Annotated in this window: 19 protein-coding genes; 6 read left to right on the forward strand and 13 right to left on the reverse strand. The window is 64.2% G+C overall.

Annotated elements, in window-relative coordinates:
- Window positions 1-355: 355 nt before the first annotated feature.
- From AC1DS3_RS03120 to AC1DS3_RS03145, 6 genes are all read right to left on the reverse strand, one after another.
- The gene (locus AC1DS3_RS03120) at window positions 356-1,054 is read right to left on the reverse strand and encodes a hypothetical protein (RefSeq protein WP_477126672.1); all 699 of its coding nucleotides are present in this window, start codon (window positions 1,052-1,054) and stop codon (window positions 356-358) included.
- Between the two features lie 188 nt (window positions 1,055-1,242).
- Window positions 1,243-1,473: a helix-turn-helix transcriptional regulator gene (locus tag AC1DS3_RS03125; RefSeq protein ID WP_477126673.1), complete on the reverse strand. Its 231-nt coding sequence runs from the start codon at window positions 1,471-1,473 to the stop codon at window positions 1,243-1,245.
- 128 nt (window positions 1,474-1,601) lie between these two features.
- Entirely contained in the window at window positions 1,602-2,582 is a 981-nt protein-coding gene (locus tag AC1DS3_RS03130) for a hypothetical protein (RefSeq protein WP_477126674.1), read from the reverse strand.
- Between the two features lie 803 nt (window positions 2,583-3,385).
- On the reverse strand, window positions 3,386-4,615 hold the full coding sequence (locus tag AC1DS3_RS03135) for a tyrosine-type recombinase/integrase (RefSeq protein ID WP_477126675.1): 1,230 nt from the start codon (window positions 4,613-4,615) through the stop codon (window positions 3,386-3,388).
- A gap of 165 nt (window positions 4,616-4,780) precedes the next feature.
- On the reverse strand, window positions 4,781-6,235 hold the full coding sequence (gene mnmE, locus AC1DS3_RS03140; RefSeq protein ID WP_477109447.1) for a tRNA uridine-5-carboxymethylaminomethyl(34) synthesis GTPase MnmE: 1,455 nt from the start codon (window positions 6,233-6,235) through the stop codon (window positions 4,781-4,783).
- 14 nt (window positions 6,236-6,249) lie between these two features.
- Window positions 6,250-7,098: a CHAD domain-containing protein gene (locus AC1DS3_RS03145; RefSeq protein WP_477109445.1), complete on the reverse strand. Its 849-nt coding sequence runs from the start codon at window positions 7,096-7,098 to the stop codon at window positions 6,250-6,252.
- Between the two features lie 243 nt (window positions 7,099-7,341).
- On the opposite strand from AC1DS3_RS03145, the gene AC1DS3_RS03150 reads away from it, so the two are divergent.
- Window positions 7,342-7,779, forward strand: a complete 438-nt coding sequence (locus AC1DS3_RS03150) for a PaaI family thioesterase (protein ID WP_441639335.1) — start codon at window positions 7,342-7,344, stop codon at window positions 7,777-7,779.
- Between the two features lie 30 nt (window positions 7,780-7,809).
- Here the strand turns inward: AC1DS3_RS03150 and AC1DS3_RS03155 are convergent, their stop codons facing one another.
- Entirely contained in the window at window positions 7,810-8,763 is a 954-nt protein-coding gene (locus AC1DS3_RS03155; RefSeq protein WP_441639333.1) for a LysR family transcriptional regulator, read from the reverse strand.
- Between the two features lie 239 nt (window positions 8,764-9,002).
- Here AC1DS3_RS03155 and AC1DS3_RS03160 point away from each other — a divergent pair, with 239 nt between their 5' ends.
- Window positions 9,003-10,124: a M20 aminoacylase family protein gene (locus tag AC1DS3_RS03160; RefSeq protein WP_441639383.1), complete on the forward strand. Its 1,122-nt coding sequence runs from the start codon at window positions 9,003-9,005 to the stop codon at window positions 10,122-10,124.
- 88 nt (window positions 10,125-10,212) lie between these two features.
- A complete protein-coding gene (locus tag AC1DS3_RS03165; protein WP_441639331.1) occupies window positions 10,213-11,529 on the forward strand; it encodes an MFS transporter in 1,317 nt (438 codons plus the stop codon).
- A 66-nt stretch (window positions 11,530-11,595) separates the two neighbouring features.
- On the opposite strand, the gene AC1DS3_RS03170 is transcribed toward AC1DS3_RS03165, so the two are convergent.
- The 6 genes from AC1DS3_RS03170 to rpmH all read right to left on the reverse strand — a co-directional run bounded on the left by AC1DS3_RS03170 (window position 11,596) and on the right by rpmH (window position 15,093).
- A complete protein-coding gene (locus tag AC1DS3_RS03170) occupies window positions 11,596-11,931 on the reverse strand; it encodes a type II toxin-antitoxin system RelE/ParE family toxin (RefSeq protein WP_441639329.1) in 336 nt (111 codons plus the stop codon).
- On the reverse strand, window positions 11,928-12,164 hold the full coding sequence (locus tag AC1DS3_RS03175; protein ID WP_441639327.1) for a type II toxin-antitoxin system ParD family antitoxin: 237 nt from the start codon (window positions 12,162-12,164) through the stop codon (window positions 11,928-11,930). Before AC1DS3_RS03175 ends, AC1DS3_RS03170 begins: the two co-directional genes overlap by 4 nt.
- Window positions 12,165-12,387: 223 nt before the next feature.
- Window positions 12,388-14,058, reverse strand: a complete 1,671-nt coding sequence (gene yidC, locus AC1DS3_RS03180) for a membrane protein insertase YidC (protein ID WP_441639325.1) — start codon at window positions 14,056-14,058, stop codon at window positions 12,388-12,390.
- A 22-nt stretch (window positions 14,059-14,080) separates the two neighbouring features.
- The gene (gene yidD / locus AC1DS3_RS03185) at window positions 14,081-14,365 is read right to left on the reverse strand and encodes a membrane protein insertion efficiency factor YidD (protein WP_477126676.1); all 285 of its coding nucleotides are present in this window, start codon (window positions 14,363-14,365) and stop codon (window positions 14,081-14,083) included.
- Window positions 14,366-14,378: 13 nt separating this feature from the next.
- A complete protein-coding gene (gene rnpA, locus AC1DS3_RS03190) occupies window positions 14,379-14,840 on the reverse strand; it encodes a ribonuclease P protein component (RefSeq protein WP_441639321.1) in 462 nt (153 codons plus the stop codon).
- Window positions 14,841-14,958: 118 nt separating this feature from the next.
- Entirely contained in the window at window positions 14,959-15,093 is a 135-nt protein-coding gene (gene rpmH, locus AC1DS3_RS03195; protein WP_006578231.1) for a 50S ribosomal protein L34, read from the reverse strand.
- A gap of 1,013 nt (window positions 15,094-16,106) precedes the next feature.
- On the opposite strand from rpmH, the gene dnaA reads away from it, so the two are divergent.
- The 3 genes from dnaA to gyrB all read left to right on the forward strand — a co-directional run bounded on the left by dnaA (window position 16,107) and on the right by gyrB (window position 22,243).
- Window positions 16,107-17,894: a chromosomal replication initiator protein DnaA gene (gene dnaA / locus AC1DS3_RS03200; RefSeq protein WP_441639318.1), complete on the forward strand. Its 1,788-nt coding sequence runs from the start codon at window positions 16,107-16,109 to the stop codon at window positions 17,892-17,894.
- 459 nt (window positions 17,895-18,353) lie between these two features.
- Window positions 18,354-19,478, forward strand: a complete 1,125-nt coding sequence (gene dnaN, locus AC1DS3_RS03205; protein WP_174424425.1) for a DNA polymerase III subunit beta — start codon at window positions 18,354-18,356, stop codon at window positions 19,476-19,478.
- Window positions 19,479-19,705: 227 nt separating this feature from the next.
- Window positions 19,706-22,243: a DNA topoisomerase (ATP-hydrolyzing) subunit B gene (gene gyrB / locus AC1DS3_RS03210; protein WP_441639316.1), complete on the forward strand. Its 2,538-nt coding sequence runs from the start codon at window positions 19,706-19,708 to the stop codon at window positions 22,241-22,243.
- Window positions 22,244-22,572: the final 329 nt, after the last annotated feature.

Below are 22,572 nucleotides of genomic sequence, written 5' to 3' on the forward strand. Positions count from 1 at the left end.
CCGACGTTGAATCGTGGGGTGCGTCCGAACCGCTTCGGCTCCGGGAGATCTCCCGCCTGGACGCGACGTGCGATCGTCGCGCGCGACATGTCGAGCAATGCCCCGACCGTCGAGGTGTCTACGTACGCTTCGTCTGGAAGGGAGCCAAACTGTGCGAGCGTCCGCGGGATGCCGCTTGGGGTGGGGCAGCGAGCCATGGGTTAGCCTCCATACGAAGAGCTGACGCAGGCTGCAACAGAAGGGGCGTCAGGGCTTCACACAATTCAAATAGTTGCGTATGAAGCAGCCTGAGCACAGCTTAGACATTTGGCGCGAAATTAAGGCGCGCAGCGGGGACAAACCCCTAACGAGAAATTCAGCCGTTGTCCCCGCTGCGACTCCAGATTTTCGAGAGCGTATTTCGATGGACAGGATGATCCGGACAGTTCACTGCGGCGATGAATGACAGGGCGGCATGCTGCGGTGTGTCGAGGAAACGATTGAGGTTGGCAACTTCGCGCCGGTAGACTTTCTGGGCCAGATCTGGAGAGGCATAGTGCGCAGTCTCGACCTTCGCAGTCGGGTCTATCAGCTCGAGCACCCGATCAAGTGCACTGAGGCCCGTCTGCAGCTCGCGAACTTGCTTGGCGAGATCCCGGTACGCCTGAACCGCCTCTAGGCCGGAGGCGKCCGCATCAGCCGCATACCTCTGCAAGGCTTCATAGCTGAGTGAAGGCCGCAATTCCGCAATACGCTTGCGGCTGGCTTTGTTGCGGCGCCTTTCCTCCCCCGCGTCAACGTTTCGACGACCCAGGATTCCGGGATATGGTTCAGCGCGCGGCGCATCTGGAATACTCGAGAACAGGCTGACTAGTGCGTCGTCGCTGAGCGCCGCTCGCTCAATCTTCGACCAGGCGCGCTCAAGTTCCCCGACGCCCGCTGAATCCCTCATCCAGTAGTCGATGAAGCGTTGCGCGCGATCATGGCGTGCACCGCGGCGCTGAAATTCGTCGAGCCACGAGACAACGGCGGCCGGCAGCGCGCCAGGTGGCGCTAGGGATTTGCGTTTAGTCATTCTCGACCTCTGGTCCAATCTGGCACTGCGCCGCTCGATGCAGCGGGGGTGGGCTGGGGCCACTGAACTTCTCGCGCTCCCTTGCTGCGTAATGGGCCCACCCGGCGGGACGGCCCGCCGTGAGCGACGCCCAGATGCGTACAGCGCGTCCCCGCTCGTTAGCTACAAAGTCGTTCGCATTCTTTCTGCTAGCCTTTCGACCCCTGCAGGAGCGCCTCGATGCTCTCTGCCGTGATGCCGCTCGAGCGTGGGCCGATCTTTACGAGGCGAAGTGTGCCAGCGGCCACCATGCGGTAGACGGTCGCCTTGGAGATGCTGAGCATGTCCATAACCTCACGGACGCGGTAAAGGAGTTGTCTCTTGGGCGCCACTGCCGGTGCCGTGCCTGCCTTCTGTTCAATGCTGGTGACGCTGTTCATTTTTCGCTCCAATTCGCCAAGCTTGGCTGGGTCAATTCGATGATTCGTTGTGCTGCTTCGGTGATGCTAGGACTCACTAGAGAGGTAGCAATGGCTGAATACCCTGCCAATGTGTTCGCGAGACACATTTAGCGCGCGCCGCCCGCTGTGCCGGCCAGCTCGGCCAGGAGTCGCCGCCGCACCTCAGTGGCCCGTGTCTGGGAACAGCCGAGAAACTTCCGGATCCCAGCAACGGTGGGCCGCAGCTCCCCGCGGCGTACGGCATCAGCCAAGGCGTTGGGTTCATGCGCCGGCGGCGCCACGGTGGGCGTGTCTGGTGTCTCCGGTACCGGTACTATCGATGCCTCCGGTACCGTGACTGGGGCGTTACTGTAGGCGGTGACTGCTCGGTACCGCCACCACAGCAGGCCCCCAACGAGTTCCAACGTGGCTGCACTGAGCCCGGCAAGGGCGAGTGCGATGGCGTCCGGGGTCAGCCCGACCAGCGCCGCTACCCGGCTGGCGACGGGATCAACTGCCGCGGTGCTCTCTGCCGCCCGTTGCAGAACTGTTGCGGCAACGGTCTCGGACTGGAGCGCTATGCGGCGCCTGGCTTCGTCCTCCTCCGTCTTCAGCGCAGCCGCTTGACCCTCCAAACCCAGCAGGCGGGCTCGCTGTGCCAGGCAGTCAGGACATCGCGTGACCACCACCCGCAGGCGCTCGGCGTCCGCCGTCACCCGGGCACGATCGGCTGCCACCTGCGTCAACGGGCGCGCAACGATGCCTGCCGTACGGTCGAAGGTCGACACTGGTGGCAGATCGGCAACCCGCAATGCCCCAGCATGGCGCTCGGCCGCGGTGAAGAATGCCAAGTGCCCCGAACACACGGAGATCAGGCAGGCGCCCCATAGCACCCAGCCAGCCCGAACTGCCCCGCCCGACCCACCCCGGCACAGAGCCGGCAGCACGTGGGCAGACACGGTAAGCAACACGGCAATGGCGGCGAACAGGGCTCGCTCGAGCGGAAGGCCGGCACGCTGCCAGGCACCGGCTACGGACAAACCCACTGCCACAATCGTGCAAGAGCTCGCGAGGATCAAGATCAACTGCCCCATCATGCCCTCCTTCATTCGAGGTCCCACGCTGGATCTCCGTTATATCGGCGATACTCCGCCGGCAAAGCACGCACACATGCTGAAAGCTCTGCGTCATCCAGGCTGATGGGGACGTACCCGCTGCCCCATCGGTGGATAACTTCGCAGAGAGCGGAAGAGTTATCCACGACCCCGCCAGACGAAAGGGTGCAATTTGGCGCATGAATTTGGGGCCGCCGCCTAACCCCACCTTTACTGGTACCTTCTCATGCTCTGGATTGCACCCTTTGTCGATCGACACGGGGCGCCAAACCCGTAGCCGCGAAACTGCTGGCCTCCAAGCGGAGAGCAAATTACGAGGAAGGGTGTGGCGTCGAGATGGGAGGCGAACCGGCGCATGAAACGGGTAGCGAACGGCTGCTTGGTGGAAGTGTGGCTGCGGGCCGAAATGAGAGTGGCGCGGGAAACTGGGGGAAGTGCTGGCTGGGAATGGCTGAAGCAATACGGACTCGATAGCGGAGCTACCACGCGCGCATTGAAGGCGAGACGTATCACGTCTGCGCAGCCCGGCCCTATAGCAGGGCGGGAATTTCTAGGGATGGCTGCCTAACTTCACAGCGATGTCGATGCCTCTTCGAGGCGAAATGTGATGTTGATGATAAGCGCCAGCTTTATGGATTGCAAGCGCCTCAGGCGGCCGTATGGTGACGATCAATCTGCGCGCGCCCCCTTGAAACTGCATCACTTTGCGAAATGGCCCGCAACCCGTTTGGTGTGCACCGTTGATCAGTGGCGTCACTCTGTACAAACCCAGCGGGTACCGCGTATCTCCACACGCGTCAGGCCGCCTGTCCAAAGTTGCCAACGACGATTTTTCGGCCTTCCTCAATCTGTGTCTCCACGAAATCAGCCCAGAGCTGAAGGATGCGTTTGCGCTCGCCGGCATACTCAGCCCGGTTATACACACCCTTGATGCCCTTGATTTCATGCGCAAGCGCCTTCTCGATGGCGTCGGAAGGTAGCCCCATTTCATGCAGGTGGGTGGATGCCGTGCGCCGGAAGTCGTGCAAAACAAAGTGCTCCATCTCGAGTCCCAAGGACTTCACGGCGGTATTGAGCGTGGGCTTCGCTATCGGGGCTTCCAAGCGTCCGCGTGACGATGGGAACACGTAGACGCTTCCGCCGATCGTGCGCAGCTCTCGCAGGATCTCCACTGCCTGCCTGGACAGATAGACCCAATGTTCCTTTCCCATCTTCATGGAGCCGCCGGGGATGCGCCATACCGGACCCTCCAAATCGAATTGTTCCCACTTCGCTTCAATCAACTCGGACTTGCGTACCATCGTCAGCACCAGGAGGTGCAGCGCCAGCTTTAGCGGCCGGCGGATGTCTGAGGCGTAGACGGCACGCAACATCGTCCCGATCTCAGCAGGCGACAGCACACGCGTGCGGCTTTCCTGGGTCGCGATGAAACGAGCTGCCAGCGAGAGCGCTGGATTGGTCGTGGCCATCTGCYGCGCAATGGCGTACTCGTACAGGCGCTTGACGGCATTTCTGGTGGTGAGTGCCATCTTAGGCGCCCCACGGCCCTTGATGCGGTCGCAGATGGCAAGCACGTCGCCCGGCGTCACGTCCGCCAGGCGCTTGTTGCCTATCGCGGGAAGCACATCCTTTTCCATGGCGCGACGGGTCGTGCGACGGTAGCTCTCAGACTTGGTGTCTATCTCTGCCGCGAGCCAGATCTCGGAGAACTCGCTGAGCGTATCCACCACTTTGACGGCACCCCGGTCTTGCCTTGCATCGGCGACGGGGGAAACGCCCTGCGCCACGATCTCCACATACTTGCGCGCACGCTCCCGCGCGGCCATGAGGCCCACCGCCGGGTAATCGCCGATGGTCAGCAAAGGTTGCTGCTTCCCATGCAAGGAGTAACGAAAGCGCCATATCTTGGACCCCGACGGCATGATTTCAAGCACGAGGCCACCCCCGTCAGAAACGAAGCGGCGCGCGGAGGCGGGCTTGAGCGCTTTGATGCGTGTGTCGTTAAGGGGTGTGGCGGTGCGCGGCATTTTTAGTACACAAGGTTTGAGGGGGTGTCGGATGTGTACTTTAGTGTGTACTAAAAACTTGTGGCAGTCGATGGGCGTGCTTGGGCATCCGTGGGCGATTCTTCATTGATTTTACTGGCCTCTAGGGGAGTCGGTGGGCAACCTTGGGAAACCATGGGCAAAGGCCTACTTGCCAATACAAAACCGCGTAAAAATCGTCCCCAGCAGATCGTCACTGCTGAACTCGCCGGTGATGCTGTTGAGATGGTCCTGCGCCAGGCGCAGTTCTTCGGCGAACAGGTCCAGCGCCTGCGCCTCTTGCGCCGCGCGCTCTTCKGCCAGGTCCAGGTGCGATTGCGCGTTGCGCAGCGCGGTGAGGTGCCGCTCGCGCGCGAGGAAGGTGCCTTCGTTGCCCGATTGCCAACCCACCAGCCGCAACAACTGGCTGCGCAGCAGGTCGATGCCGGCGCCGGTGCGCGCGGAGATCCATACCTCGGCCGGGTTCGGGCCGATGGCGGCCACCACGTGCGGGCGATCCGCGCCGAAGTGGTGCTCGCCTACCTTGGGCGCCAGGTCGATCTTGTTGACCACGCGCAGGATCGGCGAGCCCGGCGGCAGGTGGCCGGAGAGGCGGTCGTCGATGGCGTCGTCGATCTCCGACAAGCCGTGTTCCACGTAGTCGGCCGCGTCCACCAGGTGCAACACCAGGTCGGCGCGGCCCACGGCGTCCCAGGTGCGCTCGATGCCGATGCGCTCGACTTCGTCGGTGGCGTCTTCGCGCAGGCCGGCGGTGTCGATGATATGCAGCGGGATGCCTTCGATCTGGATGGTCTCGCGCACGCGGTCGCGCGTGGTGCCGGGAATCGGCGTGACGATGGCGAGTTCCGCGCCGGCCAGCGCGTTGAGCAGCGACGATTTGCCCACATTGGGCTGGCCCGCCAGCACCACCGACAAGCCTTCGCGCAGCAGCGAGCCTTGCTTGGCCTGCGCCAGCACGCCGGCCAGCGCATCACGGATATCGGCCAGCTGGCCGCGCGCGTTGGAGGCTTCGAGGAAGTCGATCTCTTCCTCGGGGAAATCCAGCGTGGCTTCCACCAGCATGCGCAGGTGGATCACCTGTTCCACCAGCGCGCGGATGGCGTCGGAGAACACACCTTCCATGGAGCGCGCGGCCGAGCGCGCGGCGGCTTCGGTGCTGGCCTCGATCAGGTCGGCCACGGCTTCCGCCTGGGCCAGGTCGAGCTTGTCATTCAGAAAGGCGCGGCGCGTGAACTCGCCGGGCTCGGCCAGGCGCAGGCCCATCTCGCGGCCGGCGTCCAGGCAGCGCGCCAGCAGCATCTGCATCACCACCGGGCCGCCGTGGCCCTGCAGCTCCAGCACTTCCTCGCCGGTGTACGAGTGCGGCGCGGGGAAGTACAGCGCCAGGCCGTGGTCGATCGCCTTGCCGTGCGCATCCAGGAACGGCAGGTAGGTGGCGTGGCGGGCTTTCAGCGCCTGGCCACACACGGCCTGCGCAATCGCGCTCACGTCGGGGCCGGACACGCGCACCACGCCGATGCCGCCGCGCCCGGGTGCGGTAGCAATGGCGGCGATGGGCGTGGTGCGAGCGGAACGAGGCTGGAGGGAGTGGGTTGCGGTCATGGCAGTCGTGGCAGTCATGGCGATATTGTCGCAGATCGATCCGGCGCAACCGTGGCACCCGGCGCATGCGCCGCATCCGCCGCGGGCATGTTCAGGCACTCCATCATCAGGCGGCGTGCCACCACGCCGTCGATCAGGTCACCCAGGCTGCCTTGGCGCTTCACCAGCTTGCGGTGCAGGCGCTTGGCATAGCGCTTGGCCAGTACCGGCTTCAGGGCCTCGATCACATAGCGCAGCCGCTTGCTGCCAATGCGAAAGCGATGCACGCGCGCCAGGTCTTGCGAGCGCGCTGCGTGCGCCAGCGACTTCACGCGCTTGCACGCGCGGCGCACCCGCCGGCGCGCGAACGCCGCCAGCCGGTCCTGCGCGGCGGCGCCCGCCCGTTGCGCGCCGCCATCGCCCAGGTGCGTGAGGTCGCGGTGCAGCACGGGCAGTGGCCAGTGCTGGTGTTCGGTGAGTTGCGCCAGCATGGTGGCGCGTGCGTAGTGGCGGCGCGTGATCGCGGTGTCATGTACCGCCAGCAGCACCGGATCCTCAGGCTGCAAGTCCAGCGCGGGGCTCAAGGTCTGGCTGATGAACACGTCCCAGTCGCGCACATCGCTGGCGGCCTGCGCCAGCTTGCGCAGGCAATCATCCCAGCGCGCGCGGATGGCCTTGGGCAAGGCCGGGGCAAATGCCCAGCACACGGCGCGCAGATGCCGCACCGCCACACGCAACGCATGCACATCGTCGGGATGGTCGCGCCGGTGCAGGGCATCCAGCTGATCGGCAACCGCCACCAGGCCCGCATCGCCGAGCACGATGAAGGCATCGATGGCGCGCATGCGAGGATGCAACTGCAGGGGAAGATTGGCGGCGCGCATGGCGTATCGGCGTAGGCGTATCTACCGGAACAGCCTGATCTTGCGGAGGCCAGCTTCAGGGCACGTTTCGCGGCACGTTTCAGGGCACGTCTAATCAGTGTAGGCCAGTGTAGGCGATTGTGCCGGTTGCGCCGCACTCCATTGACAGCCTGCGCGCTTCGGGTTGCAATGCGTGCTGGCAACGCCAGCCGGCCTGCCATCACAAGGCCGTACCCGATCACCACCCGTGCGAGGAGCAGCGCCATGTCCACCGAACAAGAGCGGCTTTTGCTGCGCGACACCATCGAGGCCGGCTTTCGCCAGGCTGCCTTTGTCGCGGACGTAGGCATCCGGCTGGTGGATTGCGGGCCGGGCTGGTGCGAGAGCGAACTGCTGGTCACGCCCCGCCACCTGCAGCATGGCGGCATCGTGCATGCCGGCGTGCAAGCTACCATCGCCGACCACACCGCCGGTGCCGCCGCCAGCACCATGCTCGACGCCGGGCGCCATGTGGTCACCGCCGAATTCAAGATCAACCTGCTGCGCGCCGCCCGCAGCGATCGCCTGACCTGCCGCGCCGACGTATTGAAATCCGGCCGCACGATCATCGTGGTGGAGGCCGATGTCTTCGCCAGCGTGCACGGCGAGGCGGTGCTGGTCAGCCGCTTCAACGCCACCATGAGCGTGCTCGACCTGGCCTGAGACGGCGTCCGGTCGCAACCTCGAGGCGGCTCAGAACAACAGCGTCAGCAGATCGAACAACTCCCGGTCCGCCGGGGCGGCGGAACGGGCGCGTCGCCGGATCACTGCCCGCAGGCCATCCACGAAGCACTGCGCGGCCGCGCCACGCATCGCGCTGCGGCGCGCGATGATGCCGAGCTGGCTCGATTCGAAGCGCTCGGCCACCGGCACCGCCTGCACCCAGCCGCGCAGCGCATCGGTGAACATCAGCGGCCGCGGGCAATAGGTGATCATGCCCGCATGCCGCACCATTTCCAGCAGCAACGAGGTGGAATGGGCGCGATGCAGATGGCGCGGTTCGATGTCGGCGCCGTGTTGCCAGAACAGGTTCTGCATCATCGCGGGATAAGTGGCGGGCGTGTAGTTCACTACCCAGTCCTGGTCCAGCAGCTGATGCAGCGAGGTCTTGCCAGCGCAGGGGTGGCCGCGCCTGGCCACCACGCGGGAGTCGTAGGCGAGCAGGAGCTCGCAGTCGAACTCCTGGCCCGACATGGTTGGCGTGAACGGGCCCACCACAAAATCGAGCAGGCCCTCGCGCAGGCGCGGCAGCGCCACCGCCGTCAGGCCCTCGAACACCTCAAGCTGCACCCCCGGCATGCGCTCCCGGAAATGCAGTATCGCCTCGGACAGGAACGTCAGCATGACCCAGGGCGTGACGCCGATCGACAGCCGCCCGCCCACCTCGCCGCGTAGCTCCGCCAGTTCCGCGTTGGCGCGGTCAAGCTGGCCCACCACCAGGCGGGCGTGGCCCAGCAGCCGGTGCCCCGTCTCCGTGAAGCCAACGCCGCCCGCGGTGCGCAGCAGCAGTGCCAGGCGCTGCTCCGCTTCCAGTTCGCGCAGCGCCTTGGTCACCGCCGCCTGGGAGTGGCCCAGCAGGCGCGCGGCGGCACGGATGCTGCCGGCGTCGGCAACGGCAACCAAGGCCTGCAATTGATGGAGTTTCATGGATCGCGCGAAGTAGGCGGCGGCGTGGGTCGGCCAAAGAGACAACCAATGGTTGTCAGGATAACAAGATTGCGGCTTCCCGCGGCAGTTGGACGCTGCCTATGATCGGCTCCTGTTCCAAGGGGGCGCCGCCGGCATGGCTTGCGCCACCCGGCACCCACAAGGAGACCGTCATGCTGCAGACCACCCAATCGACCCAATCCCCTGTATTGCCAGGCATCCGGGTCATCGAAGCCGAGATGGTGGCCTTGCGCCACCGCATCCATTCGCATCCGGAGCTCGGCTTCGAGGAGTTCGTCACCAGCGACCTCGTGGCGGAGTGCCTGCAGGCCTGGGGCTACGCGGTGCACCGCGGCCTGGGCGGCACCGGCGTGGTCGGCACGCTGCGCAACGGCGAGGGCCGCGCGCTGGGCCTGCGCGCCGACATGGATGCGCTGCCGATCCAGGAAGCCACCGGCCTGCCCTACGCCAGCAAGCTCGACGGCAAGATGCACGCCTGCGGGCACGACGGCCATACCGCCACCCTGCTCACCGCCGCCAGGTACCTGGCCGAGCACAAGCCCTTCAAAGGCACGCTGCACCTGATCTTCCAGCCCGCCGAGGAAGGCATGGGCGGCGCCCGCGAAATGATGAACGACGGCCTGTTCACGCTGTTCCCCTGCGACGCCGTGTTCGCCTTGCACAACATGCCCGGCCATCCGGTCGGCAAGTTCGGTTTCCTGTCCGGGCCCTTCATGGCCTCGTCCGACACCGTCACCATCCGCGTGAGCGGGCGCGGTGGCCACGGCGCGATGCCACACAAGGCGATCGATCCGGTGGTGGTGTGCGCCTCCATGGTGATGGCGCTGCAAAGCGTGGTGGCCCGCAACGTCAACCCGCTCGACATGGCCATCGTCACGGTTGGCGCCATCCAGGCCGGCAATGCACCCAACGTGATTCCCGACACCGCCGAGATGCGGCTGTCCGTGCGCGCGCTCAAGGCCGAGGTGCGCGACCTGCTCCAGACCCGCATCACCGCGCTGGCGCACGCGCAGGCAGAGAGCTTCGGCGCGCGCGCCGAGGTCGATTACAACCGCCGCTATCCGGTGCTGGTCAACCATCCCGCCGAAACGGAACTGGCCCGTGAAGTGGCGCGCCAATGGCTGGGCGACGAAAGCCTGATCGACAACATGGTGCCGCTCACCGGCAGCGAGGACTTCGCCTTCCTGCTGGAGCGGCGCCCCGGCTGCTACCTGATCATCGGCAACGGCGATGGCGAAGGCGGCTGCATGGTGCACAACCCCGGCTACGACTTCAACGACGCCTGCCTGCCGCTGGGCGCCACCTACTGGGTCAAGCTGGCCGAGCGCTACCTGGCCTGAGCCGCGCCGCCCACGGGCATGACCGGGCGGATGCCCGGCAATAAGCAAAAACAAGCAAAAACGATTAGCGATTCAAGGAGACCGGACCATGTCCACCACCGCACCGGCGCAGGCGCTTGCCGCCGCGCCCGCCCTGCCCGCGCCCACGCGCCGCGCAATCGCCGCCATCACCATCGGCAACGGGCTCGAGTTTTACGACTTCACCGTCTACAGCTTCTTTGCCGTGATGATCGGCCGGCTGTACTTCCCGGTGCAGGGTGCGCTCGGGCAGCTGATGCTGTCGCTGGCGACGTTTGGCGTGGGCTTTGTGGCGCGGCCGCTGGGTGGCGTGCTGATCGGCCTGTACGCCGACCGCGTTGGCCGCAAGCCGGCCATGACGCTGACGCTGTGGATGATGGGGCTGGGCTCCGCGCTGTTCGTGGTGGCGCCCACCTATGCCCAGGCGGGCCTGTTCGCGCCGGCGCTGATCGTGCTGGCGCGGCTGGTGCAGGGTTTTGCCATCGGTGGCGAGATGGGCGCATCCACCGCGCTGCTGATGGAGTACGCCGATGACAACTCGCGCGGCTACTTCGGCAGCTGGCAATTGTTCAGCCAGGGCGTGAGCGTGCTGCTCGGCTCGCTGGTCGGCCTGGTGCTGACCAATGCGCTGCCACCCGCCGCGCTGGAGAGCTGGGGCTGGCGCCTGCCCTTCGTGCTCGGCATCCTGGTGATACCGGTTGGCCTCTATATCCGGCGGCATCTGGATGAGACCGGCGAGTCCGCCACGGCGGGCGCACACGGCGCCACCAGCGAGCGCGCGGGCCTGTCGGAGGTGTTCGTCGGCCACGGCCGCGCGGTGGTGGCCGGCGTGCTGATCACCATCGGCGGTACTTCCGCCAACTACATCGTGCTGCACTACATGGCCAGCTACGCCGCAACGGTGCTCAAGCTGCCGCTGTCGGTCGGCATGGGCGCCGGTTGCCTCGCCGCGCTGGTGCAGGTGGCGTTGTGCGCCTATGCTGGCCGCCTGTCGGACCGCGTCGGGCGCAAGCCTGCCATCCTGTGGTCGCGCGTGGCGATGTTGCTGCTGATCTACCCGGCCTTCCTGCTGATCAACGCGCACCCCACGCTCGAGGTGCTGCTGGCCGCGGTGGCCGTGCTGGCGCTGATGCTGGTCTTTAACTCGGTGCCGTCGGTGGTGCTGCTGACGGAGCTCTTTCCCCGCCGGATTCGCGCCACGGGACTGTCGGTGGTCTACTGCATCGGCGTGCTGGTGTTCGGCGGGTTTGCGCAGTTCCTGGCGACCTGGCTGATCGATTTCACCGGCAACCGCAACGCGCCGGCCTTGTATGTGATCGGCTGCGGGATAGCGTCGCTGGCGGGACTGGCAATGGTGCGGGAGACAGCGGGCAAGCGGCTGGATTGAGGAGACGGTCCGATGGGGTCGCGACGGTGGCCTACCGCCTTGCGCCTGGCCGTGCCTGCGCAAGCGTTATCGGGAAACCTCGTCGCTGTCACGCAGCCAGGCGGGGATGTCTCGCATGCCATGCAGGACGCGCCAGACATCAATGTGGTTGTCGCGCTCAACGTAGAACACGATGTGCGGGTAGCGCGCCAGTGGCCAGGTGCGTAGGCCCGGAAGATCAAGCTCGTGTGCGTAGCGGGGCGAGCCGGCGGCTGGATACTTGCCAATGTGCACGTAGGCCTGCTCCAGCGCGTCAATGAATCCAAGTGCTGCCTGCTCAGCGTCTTCGTTCAGATAGTAGTTGACCGATTCCTCGATATCACGCCTGGCAAGCGCTCTCGGGACGACAGGCTTGGCCCTCATCCCCGAGCGTTGCGCACCCGCGCTCGCAGGGCGTCGAAGTAGTCGCTATCCACCGGCGCAGTCGGCGCCGAATCGGCACCCGCCAATAGCAGGCCGCGAAGGTGCTGGCGATCCTGATCCTTGCGGATCAGCTCGCGCACGTACTCGCTGCTGGTGCCGTAGCCGCGTTGGTTGACCTGCTCATCGACAAAGGCCTTGAGCGTGTCAGGCAGAGAGATATTCATTGTGCTCATGCGTTCATGCTAGCGAGTTTGGCAAAATTTGGCAAACCTTCTGCATGGTGTCTTGCTGCCACGGCAACGCCACCTGGCGAAGCACGCTCCGGAAAAGCAAAATCCCCCGCAAGCCGAAACTTGCGGGGGATTTCAGTGAGGCCGCCATTGACGCCTTGAGCGACCTCTTTGATGCATGTGCCGGGCCGGCGCGGGTTTGCCACCCGCCGGCCCGGTCTCAACGTCAGCCCTTGGCCACCGCGGCGGTCTTCGCCTTGCTCTTGCCAAGCATCCGGTTGATCTGCCATTGCTGCGCGATCGACAAGACGTTGTTGGTGACCCAGTACATCACCAGGCCAGCCGGGAAGAAGAAGAACATGAACGAGAACACCAGCGGCATGATCATCATGACCTTGGCCTGCACGGGGTCCGGCGGGGTCGGGTTCAGCTTGGTCTGCACGAACATCGACACGGCCATCAGCACCGGCAGGATGTAGAACGGATCCGGCACCGACAGGTCATGGATCCAGCCCAGCCAAGGCGCACCGCGCATTTCCACCGACGACAGCAGCACCCAGTACAGCGCAATGAACACCGGGATCTGGATCACGATGGGCAGGCAGCCGCCCAGCGGGTTGACCTTCTCKGTGCGGTACAGCGCCATCATCTCCTGGTTCATCTTCTGCGGATCGCCCTTGTGGCGCTCGCGCATCGCGGTCATGCGGGGCTGCAGGTCCTTCATCTTGCCCATGGACTTGTAGCTAGCCGCCGACAGCGGGAAGAACACCAGCTTGATCAGCACGGTCAGCCCGATGATCGACCAGCCCCAGTTGCCCAGGAAGCCGTGGATCTTTTCCAGCAGCCAGAACAGCGGCTTGGCCAGGATGGTCAGCCATCCGTAGTCCTTCACCAGTTCCAGGCCCGGGGTGATCTTCTCGAGCATGCGCTCTTCCTGCGGGCCGGCGAACAGGCGCGCATCGGTGCTCACCGTGGCGCCCGGGGCGATGGCGCCCAGCGGCTGCTGCACGCCCACGCGGAACAGGTTGTTGTCGATCTTCTCGACGTAGAAGCTGTGCTCCTTGCCCGATTGCGGAATCCACGCCGAGGCAAAGTAATGCTGCACCATCGCCACCCAGCCGCTGGACCCGGCCGCGGGGACCGAAGCCTTGCCCTTGCCGATGTCGTCGAAGGTGATCTTGTGGTACTTGTCGGCGTCGGTGTAGATGGCCGGGCCGGTAAAGGTGCTATAGAACTGCGACTGCTCGACCTTGCTGCCGTCGCGCGTCAGTTCCATGTACAGCGTCGGCGAGATCGGCTTGCCGCTGTCGTTGGTCACGGCAAATTTCGTGTCGACAACGTAGCTGCCCTTGTGGAAGGTATAGGTCTTGTCCAGCTTGACCCCGTCCTTCTCCGCCGTCAGCGTCAACGACACCTTGTCCGACCCAGCCAGGTCGCGCGGGCCMGCCGAAGCGGTAAACACCGTGGTGTGGTTGGGCAGGTCGCCACCGATCAGGCCGGAGCGGGCCATGTAGGTGCGGGTCTGGTCACGCTCGAACAGCACGACCGGCTTGCCGTCATGCTCCTTGTGGTTCAGCAGTTCCAGGCGCGTCAGGATACCGCCGGCGGTATCGATCTGGGCACGCATCACGTCGGTGCTGACCACGATCTTCTCGCCGCTCGGCTGGGCCGCGGCTGCCGGGACGGACGCCGGAGCGCCTGCGGCGGCGCCGGCCGTTGCATTGGCCTTGGGCACGTCGCCTTGCGGGGCCGAAGCGCCGCCTGCGGTTGCCGGAGCCTGCTGCGTCGCGCTCGGGAAGAACATCGACTGGTGACCGTTGGCGCGCTGCCAGTTGTCGTAGAGCAGCACGAGGGCCATCGAGAAGATGACCCAGAGTATGGTGCGTTTGATATCCATGTCTCGCTGTGGTCGGGGGAAATCAGGGGCGGGGTAGCCGGATCGTGACTGGACGGCCAGTCGCGGGGCGAGCCCGGTCTTGCTTGGTTGCCGATGCCGGTGGCACCGGATCATACCCGCCATCCGTGAACGGATGGCAACGGCATAGCCGGCGAGCGGCCAGCCAGCTGCCGCGCCCTGCGCCGTRGCACAGGATCGCTTCGCGGGCGTAATCGGAACAGGTGGGCAGGAAGCGGCACTGCGAGCCGAAAAACGGGCTCAGGGCGATCTTGTAGATGCGCAGCAGGGCAAGCAGGATTCGCTTCATGGCAGCGGGCCGGTCAGGCAGGAGCGCCCGAGGGCGGGACTTCAGTGGGCGCAGCCTCGGCGGACTTTGGCGGCGACACCCCGGAAGGGGCGGCAGGGCGCGGGGCAAGCGGCTTCACCGCTACCTCGAACAAGCTGGTCAGCTCGGCCAGGCACACCCGGCGTATCGCGGTGCGGCTGGCAAACTCCGCGCGCGGAAACTTGGCCTGCAGGCGCAGCAGCACATCGCGGCCCGCGAGTTTGTCCTGCCGTTGGCGGAACAGTTCCCGCACCATGCGCTTCACCAGGTTGCGCTCGGCGGCACGCGCTGCGAACTTCTTGCCAACCACGACACCCAGGCGGGCTTGCGGCAGGCCGTTCTCGCCCACATACAGCACGAAATGCTGGCTGCGTCGGCGCGGACGCAATGCAAAAACGGATGAAAACTCATCCGTTTTTGTGAGCCTCGCGGCTTTAGGGTAGGCAAAGGTAGTCACGCTAGGCAAAGCGAGCGGAAAAGCTGTGCTTGGCTGCTGGCTACCGGCCGTCCAAAAGGCGAGGCGAGTGGCCAAGGCGGCGCAAGCTGCTGCACCGCCGTGGCCGGTCGCCAGGCCCTTAGACTGCCAGGCGCTTGCGGCCCTTGGCGCGACGCGCGTTGATGACGGCACGGCCGCCGCGGGTCTTCATGCGCACGCGGAAACCATGGGTACGCTTGCGGCGGGTAACGGAAGGTTGGTATGTACGTTTCATGTTGCACTCTCTGGTTGATCTGGGCTCGCCCGGCTTCCGGCGTTAAGCCGGGCGCCGCCGCGTATGGTTCGCATGGGGCTGCCGCGGTTTGCGGTGTTGCCGACTGCTGTGGTGATCTTGCTGCCGACCGTGTATCTCGCGAATCGATGGCACCGACGAATCGGACATCGACGCCGCGCGAAGCAGTTGTGGGAGGGAATCTTGCCGGAGCGGAAGCGTAAAACCAACCCATCCGTTCCAACCCCATCAGCCTGCCCGGCCCGCTGCCTGTTCCGGCCAATCCAGCTGTTTCCGGCGCGCTTCAGCTTAGTAAAAAACCAAGGATACGCACCGGTTTTGCACGGAACAGGTCAGACCCGGCGATGCGCATACGTGATCCCCTGCGGCATCGCAGAACCCGCCATTTAACTGAGTTTCGCGCGACGTGTCAAGACTGCAGATGGATTAGAGCCTTGTGAGGCACCCTTGCCTTAAAAATACGCAACAGGCTGTTGTATTTCATTGTCCACAATCGCCAGTGGGTAAGTTTTTTTTCTTCGGGGGTGCCACCCGGGGTCGCTTGAGGTGAGCGAAGTCTCTGTTTCGCATAGGTTTTCCCGCGTTTTGGCTACCCGGAAACCCGCGCCAGAACTGGGGTTGTGCACAACAATCCACTGCTTTTTCACAACTTATCCACAGACTTATCCTTTGTGGATAACTTGGGGCGGGGGGTACAATCCGGGTCCAAACACCACACGGGCTGCGTGGCGCAAGCGCAACCCGGGCAACACCCCTGGCATGCCGGACAACGGACGCGCAACGGGCAAGCGGCGATTTCGCCGCCTCGCCCGTCAGCGGCTCCCGCTTGTCGCGTCGATCACCATGGGGGCCCGGGCTGCGGGGTCATTTGCGGATCGCTTAGCGATCGCGTTCAGGTTGCATGAACCAACGGCAGGGATGCCTCACCGATCCTTGCCTGTCGTCCATTCGGCCGGGCCGTCCATGCACCGTGGCGAACACCGAACAACAAAACAATGCAAGATTTCTGGCAGGCAGCAGCCGCGCAGCTCGAGCGCGAACTGACGCCGCAACAGTTCAAGACCTGGATCAAGCCGTTGGCGCCCGTGGGCTTCGACGAGCAAGCGCATGCGCTGCGCATCGCCGCGCCCAACCGCTTCAAGCTCGATTGGGTAAAAAGCCAGTTTTCCGGCCGCATCACCGCGCTCGCCTGCGAATACTGGGAAGCCAACGTTAGCGTTCACTTTGTCCTGGACCCCGCCGCCTCGGGCCGGGCTGCCGCCGGCTATCCGCAGCAGTCCGGCCAGCCGGGCCAGCCCGGCATGGCGCCGCAGCACGCCGGCCCCGGCTATCCGTCCGGCCAGCCGCTGTCGCAGAACTTCGGCCAGCCTGGCATGCAGCCGGGCCAGGGCGGCCAGGGTGGCCAAGGTTATGGCCCCATGAACCAGGCCGGCGGCCAGCGCGGCGGGCAAGCGCCCTACCCGGGCAATGGCGGTAATGGCGGCAATGGCGGCAACTATCCCGGCAGCGCCAACCAAGGCAGCATGGGCGGCATGGGTGGCGAGATCGTCGATATCGACGTGCCGCAGCTGGACCCGGCCGAAGCCAGCGCCCGTTCCTACCGCGTGCAGCCGTCGCAGCAACCCATGCAGGGCGGCCACCCCGGTAACCAGGGCGGTCATCCGGGCCATCAGGGTCACCAAGGGCATCCGGGCCAACAAAACCACCAAGGCCACCCCGGCAACCAGCTCGGCGGCCAGCAGCAGAACGACTCGGTGCACGAGCGCTCGCGCCTGAACCACATCCTCACCTTCGACAACTTCGTCACCGGTAAGGCCAACCAGCTCGCGCGCGCCGCCGCCATCCAGGTGGCCAACAACCCCGGCAAGTCCTACAACCCGCTCTATCTATATGGCGGCGTAGGCCTGGGCAAGACCCACTTGATCCACGCCATCGGCAACTTCATGTTGCTGGAGAACCCGCGCGCCCGCATCCGCTACATCCACGCCGAGCAATACGTCTCCGACGTGGTCAAGGCCTACCAGCGCAAGGCGTTCGACGAGTTCAAGCGCTACTACCACTCGCTCGACCTGCTACTGATCGACGATATTCAATTCTTCTCCGGCAAGAACCGCACGCAGGAAGAGTTCTTCTATGCCTTCGAAGCCCTGATCGCCAACCGGGCGCAGGTGATCATCACCAGCGATACCTACCCCAAGGAAATCAGCGGCATCGACGATCGCCTGATCTCGCGCTTCGACTCCGGCCTCACGGTGGCCATCGAGCCGCCCGAGCTGGAGATGCGCGTAGCCATCCTGATGAAGAAAGCCGCCGCCGAGAACGTGAGCGTGCCCGAGGAAGTCGCCTTCTTCGTCGCCAAGCACCTGCGATCCAACGTGCGCGAGCTGGAAGGCGCGCTGCGCAAGATCCTCGCCTTCTCCAACTTCCACGGCAAGGACATCACCATCGATGTCACCCGTGAAGCGCTGAAGGACCTGCTGACGGTGCAGAACCGCCAGATCTCGGTTGAGAACATCCAGAAGACCTGCGCGGATTTCTACAACATCAAGGTCGCGGACATGTACAGCAAGAAGCGGCCCGCCAATATCGCGCGGCCCCGCCAGATTGCCATGTACCTGGCCAAGGAACTCACGCAGAAAAGCCTGCCGGAAATCGGCGAGCTGTTCGGCGGACGCGATCACACCACCGTGCTGCACGCGGTGCGCAAGATCGCCGACGAACGCAGCAAGGACGCGCAGCTCAACCACGAGCTGCACGTGCTGGAACAGACGCTCAAGGGCTGAGCCCGAGCGTGCAATCACAATGAAGCAGCAATGAAGCAGCAGTGAAGCAGCATTTGCCCGGCCCCGTCACGCGGGGCTGGCATACTGTAGGGTACGCGCCGGGCAGGATCCGGCGCATGAATCAATCGGAAAGCAACACCGGGGCATTGCGGAACATTGCCATGAAAACGGCCTGGGCTAAGGCTTTGCGGTGAGTCGGGACGAGCGGGCGGAGGGGGCGGCCAGCGACAACAGTCGCCAGCCACCGAAGAAGTCTGAATTTGTGTCGCTTTGCGCACAATTTTCACCCTCTGATCGCGCTTCTCCCGCTTCACCGCAGCGGCTTATCCTTGGTACAATGGCGAATTAACTTGTTGATTCCAAAGCGTTTTGGAAGCGGTATTGGAAACCGCGCAGCAAGTTAGTGCCAGTCAGTGCGCACCCGCGGTCGCTTACTACAAACGACGAAGGATAAATTCAATGCAATTGGTCAAAACCTCGCGAGACAATCTGCTGCGTCCGCTGCAAATCGTGAGCGGCATCGTGGAGCGCCGCCACACACTCCCGATCCTGGCCAACCTGCTGATTCGCAAGTCCGGGTCCAACGTATCCTTCCTCTCGACCGACATCGAGATCCAGATCACCACGCACGCCGAATGCGGCGTGGGCAGCGACACCGTGGCCACCACGGTTGCCGCCCGCAAGCTGCTCGACATCCTGCGCGCCATGCCCGACGGCGAAGTCGCCCTGTCGCTCAACGACAAGCGCATGACCGTGCAGTCCGGCAAGAGCCGCTTCGCGCTGCAGACCCTGGCTGCAGAGGAATTCCCCACGGTAGCCGAAGCCAGCGAGTTCGGCGCATCGGTCAGCCTGCCGCAAAAGACCTTCAAGCACCTGCTCGCCATGGTTCACTTCGCCATGGCCCAGCAAGACATCCGCTACTACCTCAACGGCATGCTGCTGGTGGTGGACGGCAAAAAGGTCATGGCAGTCGCCACCGACGGCCACCGCCTGGCCTACTGCGGCGTGGAACTGGACACCGAAGCCACCAGCGGCGAAGGCGCACCGTCGCGCCAGGAAGTGATCATCCCGCGCAAGACCATCCTTGAGCTGCAACGCCTGCTGGAAGACAACGACGATCCCGTGCAAGTGCAACTGGCCGCCAACCAGGTCAAGTTCACCTTCGCCAATATCGAGCTGATCTCCAAGCTGGTCGAAGGCAAGTTCCCGGACTTCCAGCGCGTGATCCCCAAGGGCTACAAGAACGCCTTCGCCATCGACCGCGTCAAGCTGCAGCAAGCCCTGCAACGCACCGCCATCCTGACCACCGACAAGTTCAAGGGCGTGCGCTGCATCCTGGATACGCACGTACTCAAGATCAGCTCCACCAACGCCGACCAGGAAGAAGCGCAGGAAGAGCTCGAACTCGATTACTCGGGCGATGCGCTCGACATCGGGTTCAACGTTACCTATTTGCTGGACGTGCTCGCCAACCTCAAGAGCGAGCAAGTCCAGGTCAGCCTCGGCGACTCCAATTCGAGCGCGCTGATCACCGTGCCGGAAGACGACAACTTCAAGTACGTCGTCATGCCGATGCGCATTTGATGAGCCGGTAACAAGGACCACAAGATACGCAAAACCGGAGCATCTAACGGCACACCACGGCTTGCGCAGCAGCCCCAGGGGCCCCGCGCAAGACCCGCCGCACCAGGGGCAGKATCGTCGAGATCCGCCCCTTTTGCCGTTTTTATGTAACCCGCTATGCGGCCCGATCCGGGCGCGCCCATCCGGGCGTGACGAGAGATCGCCGCATTCGCCGTGAGTAAGAGAACATGACCGAAGAGCAACAACCGCAATCGCAACCGCAACAGCAAGACAGCTACGGCGCAGGCTCGATCCAGATCCTGGAAGGCCTGGAGGCGGTGCGCAAGCGTCCGGGCATGTACATCGGCGACACGTCCGACGGCACCGGCCTGCACCACCTCGTATTTGAAGTGCTGGACAACTCCATCGACGAAGCCCTGGCCGGCTGGTGCACGGAAATCACCGTTACCATCCACAGCGACAACTCGATCTCCATCACCGACAACGGCCGCGGCATTCCCCCGCTCGTCAAGTTCGACGACAAGCACGAACCCAAGCGCAGCGCGGCAGAAATCGCCATGACCGAGCTGCACGCCGGCGGCAAGTTCAACCAGAACAGCTACAAGGTTTCCGGCGGCCTGCACGGCGTGGGTGTGTCCTGCGTCAATGCGCTCTCCAAGTGGCTGCGCCTGACCGTGCGCCGCGACGGCCAGGCCCACCTGCTCGAGTTCGCCCAAGGCGCCGTGCAGAACCGCGTCGTGGAAACCGTGCCCGGCCCCGACGGCGTGCCCGTGGAAGTCTCGCCGATGAAGATCCTCGGCCCCACCGACAAGCGCGGCACCGAAGTCCACTTCCTCGCCGACGAAGAAATCTTCACCAACGTCGAGTTCCACTACGAGATCCTGGCCAAGCGCATCCGCGAGCTCTCGTTTCTGAACAACGGCGTGCACATCCGCCTGGCCGACCAGCGCACCGGCAAGGAAGAAGACTTCGCCTTCTCCGGCGGCGTCAAAGGCTTCGTTGAGTACATCAACCGCGGCAAAAGCACCCTGCACCCCAACATCTTCTACGCCAACACCGAAAAAGACGGTATCGCCGTAGAAGTGTCCATGCAGTGGAACGACGGCTACAACGAACAAGTACTCTGCTTCACCAACAACATCCCGCAGCGTGACGGCGGCACCCACTTGACCGGGTTGCGCGCCGCCATGACGCGTGTGATGAACAAGTACATCGAAGAAAACGAGATCGCCAAAAAGGCCAAGGTAGAAACCACCGGCGACGACATGCGCGAAGGCCTCGCCTGCGTGCTCTCCGTCAAGGTGCCCGAGCCCAAGTTCAGCTCGCAGACCAAGGACAAGCTCGTCTCCTCCGAAGTGCGCCTGCCCGTGGAAGAACTCGTCGCCAAGGCCTTGGGTGATTTCCTGCTGGAGACCCCGGTAGACGCCAAGATCATCTGCGGCAAGATCGTCGACGCCGCCCGCGCCCGCGAAGCCGCCCGCAAGGCCCGCGAAATGACCCGCCGCAAAGGCGTGCTCGACGGCATGGGCCTGCCCGGCAAGCTGGCGGACTGCCAGGAGAAAGACCCCGCCCAGTCCGAACTCTTCCTGGTGGAGGGTGACTCCGCAGGCGGCTCCGCCAAGCAAGGCCGCGACCGTAAGTTCCAGGCCATCCTGCCGCTCAAGGGCAAGATCCTGAACGTGGAACGCGCCCGCTTCGACAAAATGCTCTCCAGCCAGGAAGTGCTCACGCTGATTACCGCGCTGGGCACCGGCATCGGCAAGGACGACTACAACCTCGACAAGCTGCGCTACCACCGCATCATCATCATGACCGACGCGGACGTGGACGGCTCCCACATCCGCACGCTGCTGCTCACGTTCTTCTACCGCCAGATGCCCGACATCATCGAGCGCGGCCACGTGTATATCGCCCAACCGCCGCTGTACAAGATCAAGCACGGCAAGGAAGAGCGCTATATCAAGGACGACAACGAGCTCAACGCCTACCTGCTGCGCCTGGCCATGGAAAAGGCCGCCCTGGTCAACCCCGACGGCAGCGAAGTCGCCGGCGACGCCCTGACGGAGCTGGCCCGCCAGTACCAACTGGCCGAAGCCGTGATCGGCCGCCTGGCCCGCATCGTGGACAGCGACGCCCTGCGCGCCATTGCCGACGGCATCGAGCTGGACCTGGACAGCGCCGCCGCCGCCGAAGCCTCAGCCACCGCGCTCAAGGCCAAGCTGTCGGAAATGCACGCCAAGACCCTGCTGGGCGCCGCCGTGAATGACGACGGCACGGCAGATGTCTATGCGCAATTTGACGAGAAGACGGACAAGCACCGCCTGATGATCGCCCGCCGGCATCATGGCAATGTGCGGTTGTCTCACCTGGATGCGGACTTTGTGCACGGTGCTGATTACGCAGCGCTGTCGCTGGCCGCCAAGACCTTCCAGGGCCTGATTGCGGAAGGCACCAAGGTGCGCCGTGGTGAAGGCGAGAAGATGCGCGACCAGACGGTGAATGACTTCCATGCTGCTATGCAGTGGTTGCTGTCYGAGGCTGAGCGCGGGGTGTCTCGTCAGCGGTATAAGGGGCTGGGGGAGATGAATCCTGAGCAGCTTTTTGAGACTACCTTGGACGTTACCCAGCGCCGACTGCTGAAGGTGCAGATTGAGGATGCTATTGCGGCGGATCAGATTTTTACTACGCTGATGGGGGATGAGGTTGAGCCGCGTAGGAATTTTATTGAGAGTAATGCGTTGGTGGCGCGGAATATTGATGTTTGATGTTTCGTGTAGTGTAGGGAACCGGAATTAGCTGGACTAGGTGCGCTTTTGCTGGACTAGAAATCCGGAAATAGCTGGAATATTGTGCACTGGCAAGATCTGCGGGCTCATATCCGTTCATCAGGGCACCATTGAAATCAAGGGGTTACAGCGTTCTGCGCTGTAACCCCTTGTCCGTTTTGGTCTCCATGTAACCGAGGTGTAAGCAGCTTTCGTCAACGGCCGGCCTCGGCCARCGCGACCGCGTTGTGACGCTGGCCTGGCTATTGGGCAGGGCGCGCTTATGATGCGCCTTCCGGCGCGCCGCTTTGGCAAAACAACTCGGCTAC

Source organism: Cupriavidus sp. 01L46, from assembly GCF_056399905.1.

Coding starts and splice junctions, on each gene's coding strand:
- dnaA (WP_441639318.1), top strand. CDS start 16,107: ATGCAAGATTTCTGGCAGGCAGCAGCCGCGCAGCTCGAGCGCGAACTG.
- AC1DS3_RS03150 (WP_441639335.1), top strand. CDS start 7,342: ATGTCCACCGAACAAGAGCGGCTTTTGCTGCGCGACACCATCGAGGCC.
- AC1DS3_RS03160 (WP_441639383.1), top strand. CDS start 9,003: ATGGTGGCCTTGCGCCACCGCATCCATTCGCATCCGGAGCTCGGCTTC.
- AC1DS3_RS03130 (WP_477126674.1), bottom strand. CDS start 2,582: ATGAAGGAGGGCATGATGGGGCAGTTGATCTTGATCCTCGCGAGCTCT.
- AC1DS3_RS03145 (WP_477109445.1), bottom strand. CDS start 7,098: ATGCGCGCCGCCAATCTTCCCCTGCAGTTGCATCCTCGCATGCGCGCC.
- AC1DS3_RS03125 (WP_477126673.1), bottom strand. CDS start 1,473: ATGAACAGCGTCACCAGCATTGAACAGAAGGCAGGCACGGCACCGGCA.
- AC1DS3_RS03175 (WP_441639327.1), bottom strand. CDS start 12,164: ATGAGCACAATGAATATCTCTCTGCCTGACACGCTCAAGGCCTTTGTC.
- AC1DS3_RS03170 (WP_441639329.1), bottom strand. CDS start 11,931: ATGAGGGCCAAGCCTGTCGTCCCGAGAGCGCTTGCCAGGCGTGATATC.
- rpmH (WP_006578231.1), bottom strand. CDS start 15,093: ATGAAACGTACATACCAACCTTCCGTTACCCGCCGCAAGCGTACCCAT.
- AC1DS3_RS03155 (WP_441639333.1), bottom strand. CDS start 8,763: ATGAAACTCCATCAATTGCAGGCCTTGGTTGCCGTTGCCGACGCCGGC.
- dnaN (WP_174424425.1), top strand. CDS start 18,354: ATGCAATTGGTCAAAACCTCGCGAGACAATCTGCTGCGTCCGCTGCAA.
- AC1DS3_RS03165 (WP_441639331.1), top strand. CDS start 10,213: ATGTCCACCACCGCACCGGCGCAGGCGCTTGCCGCCGCGCCCGCCCTG.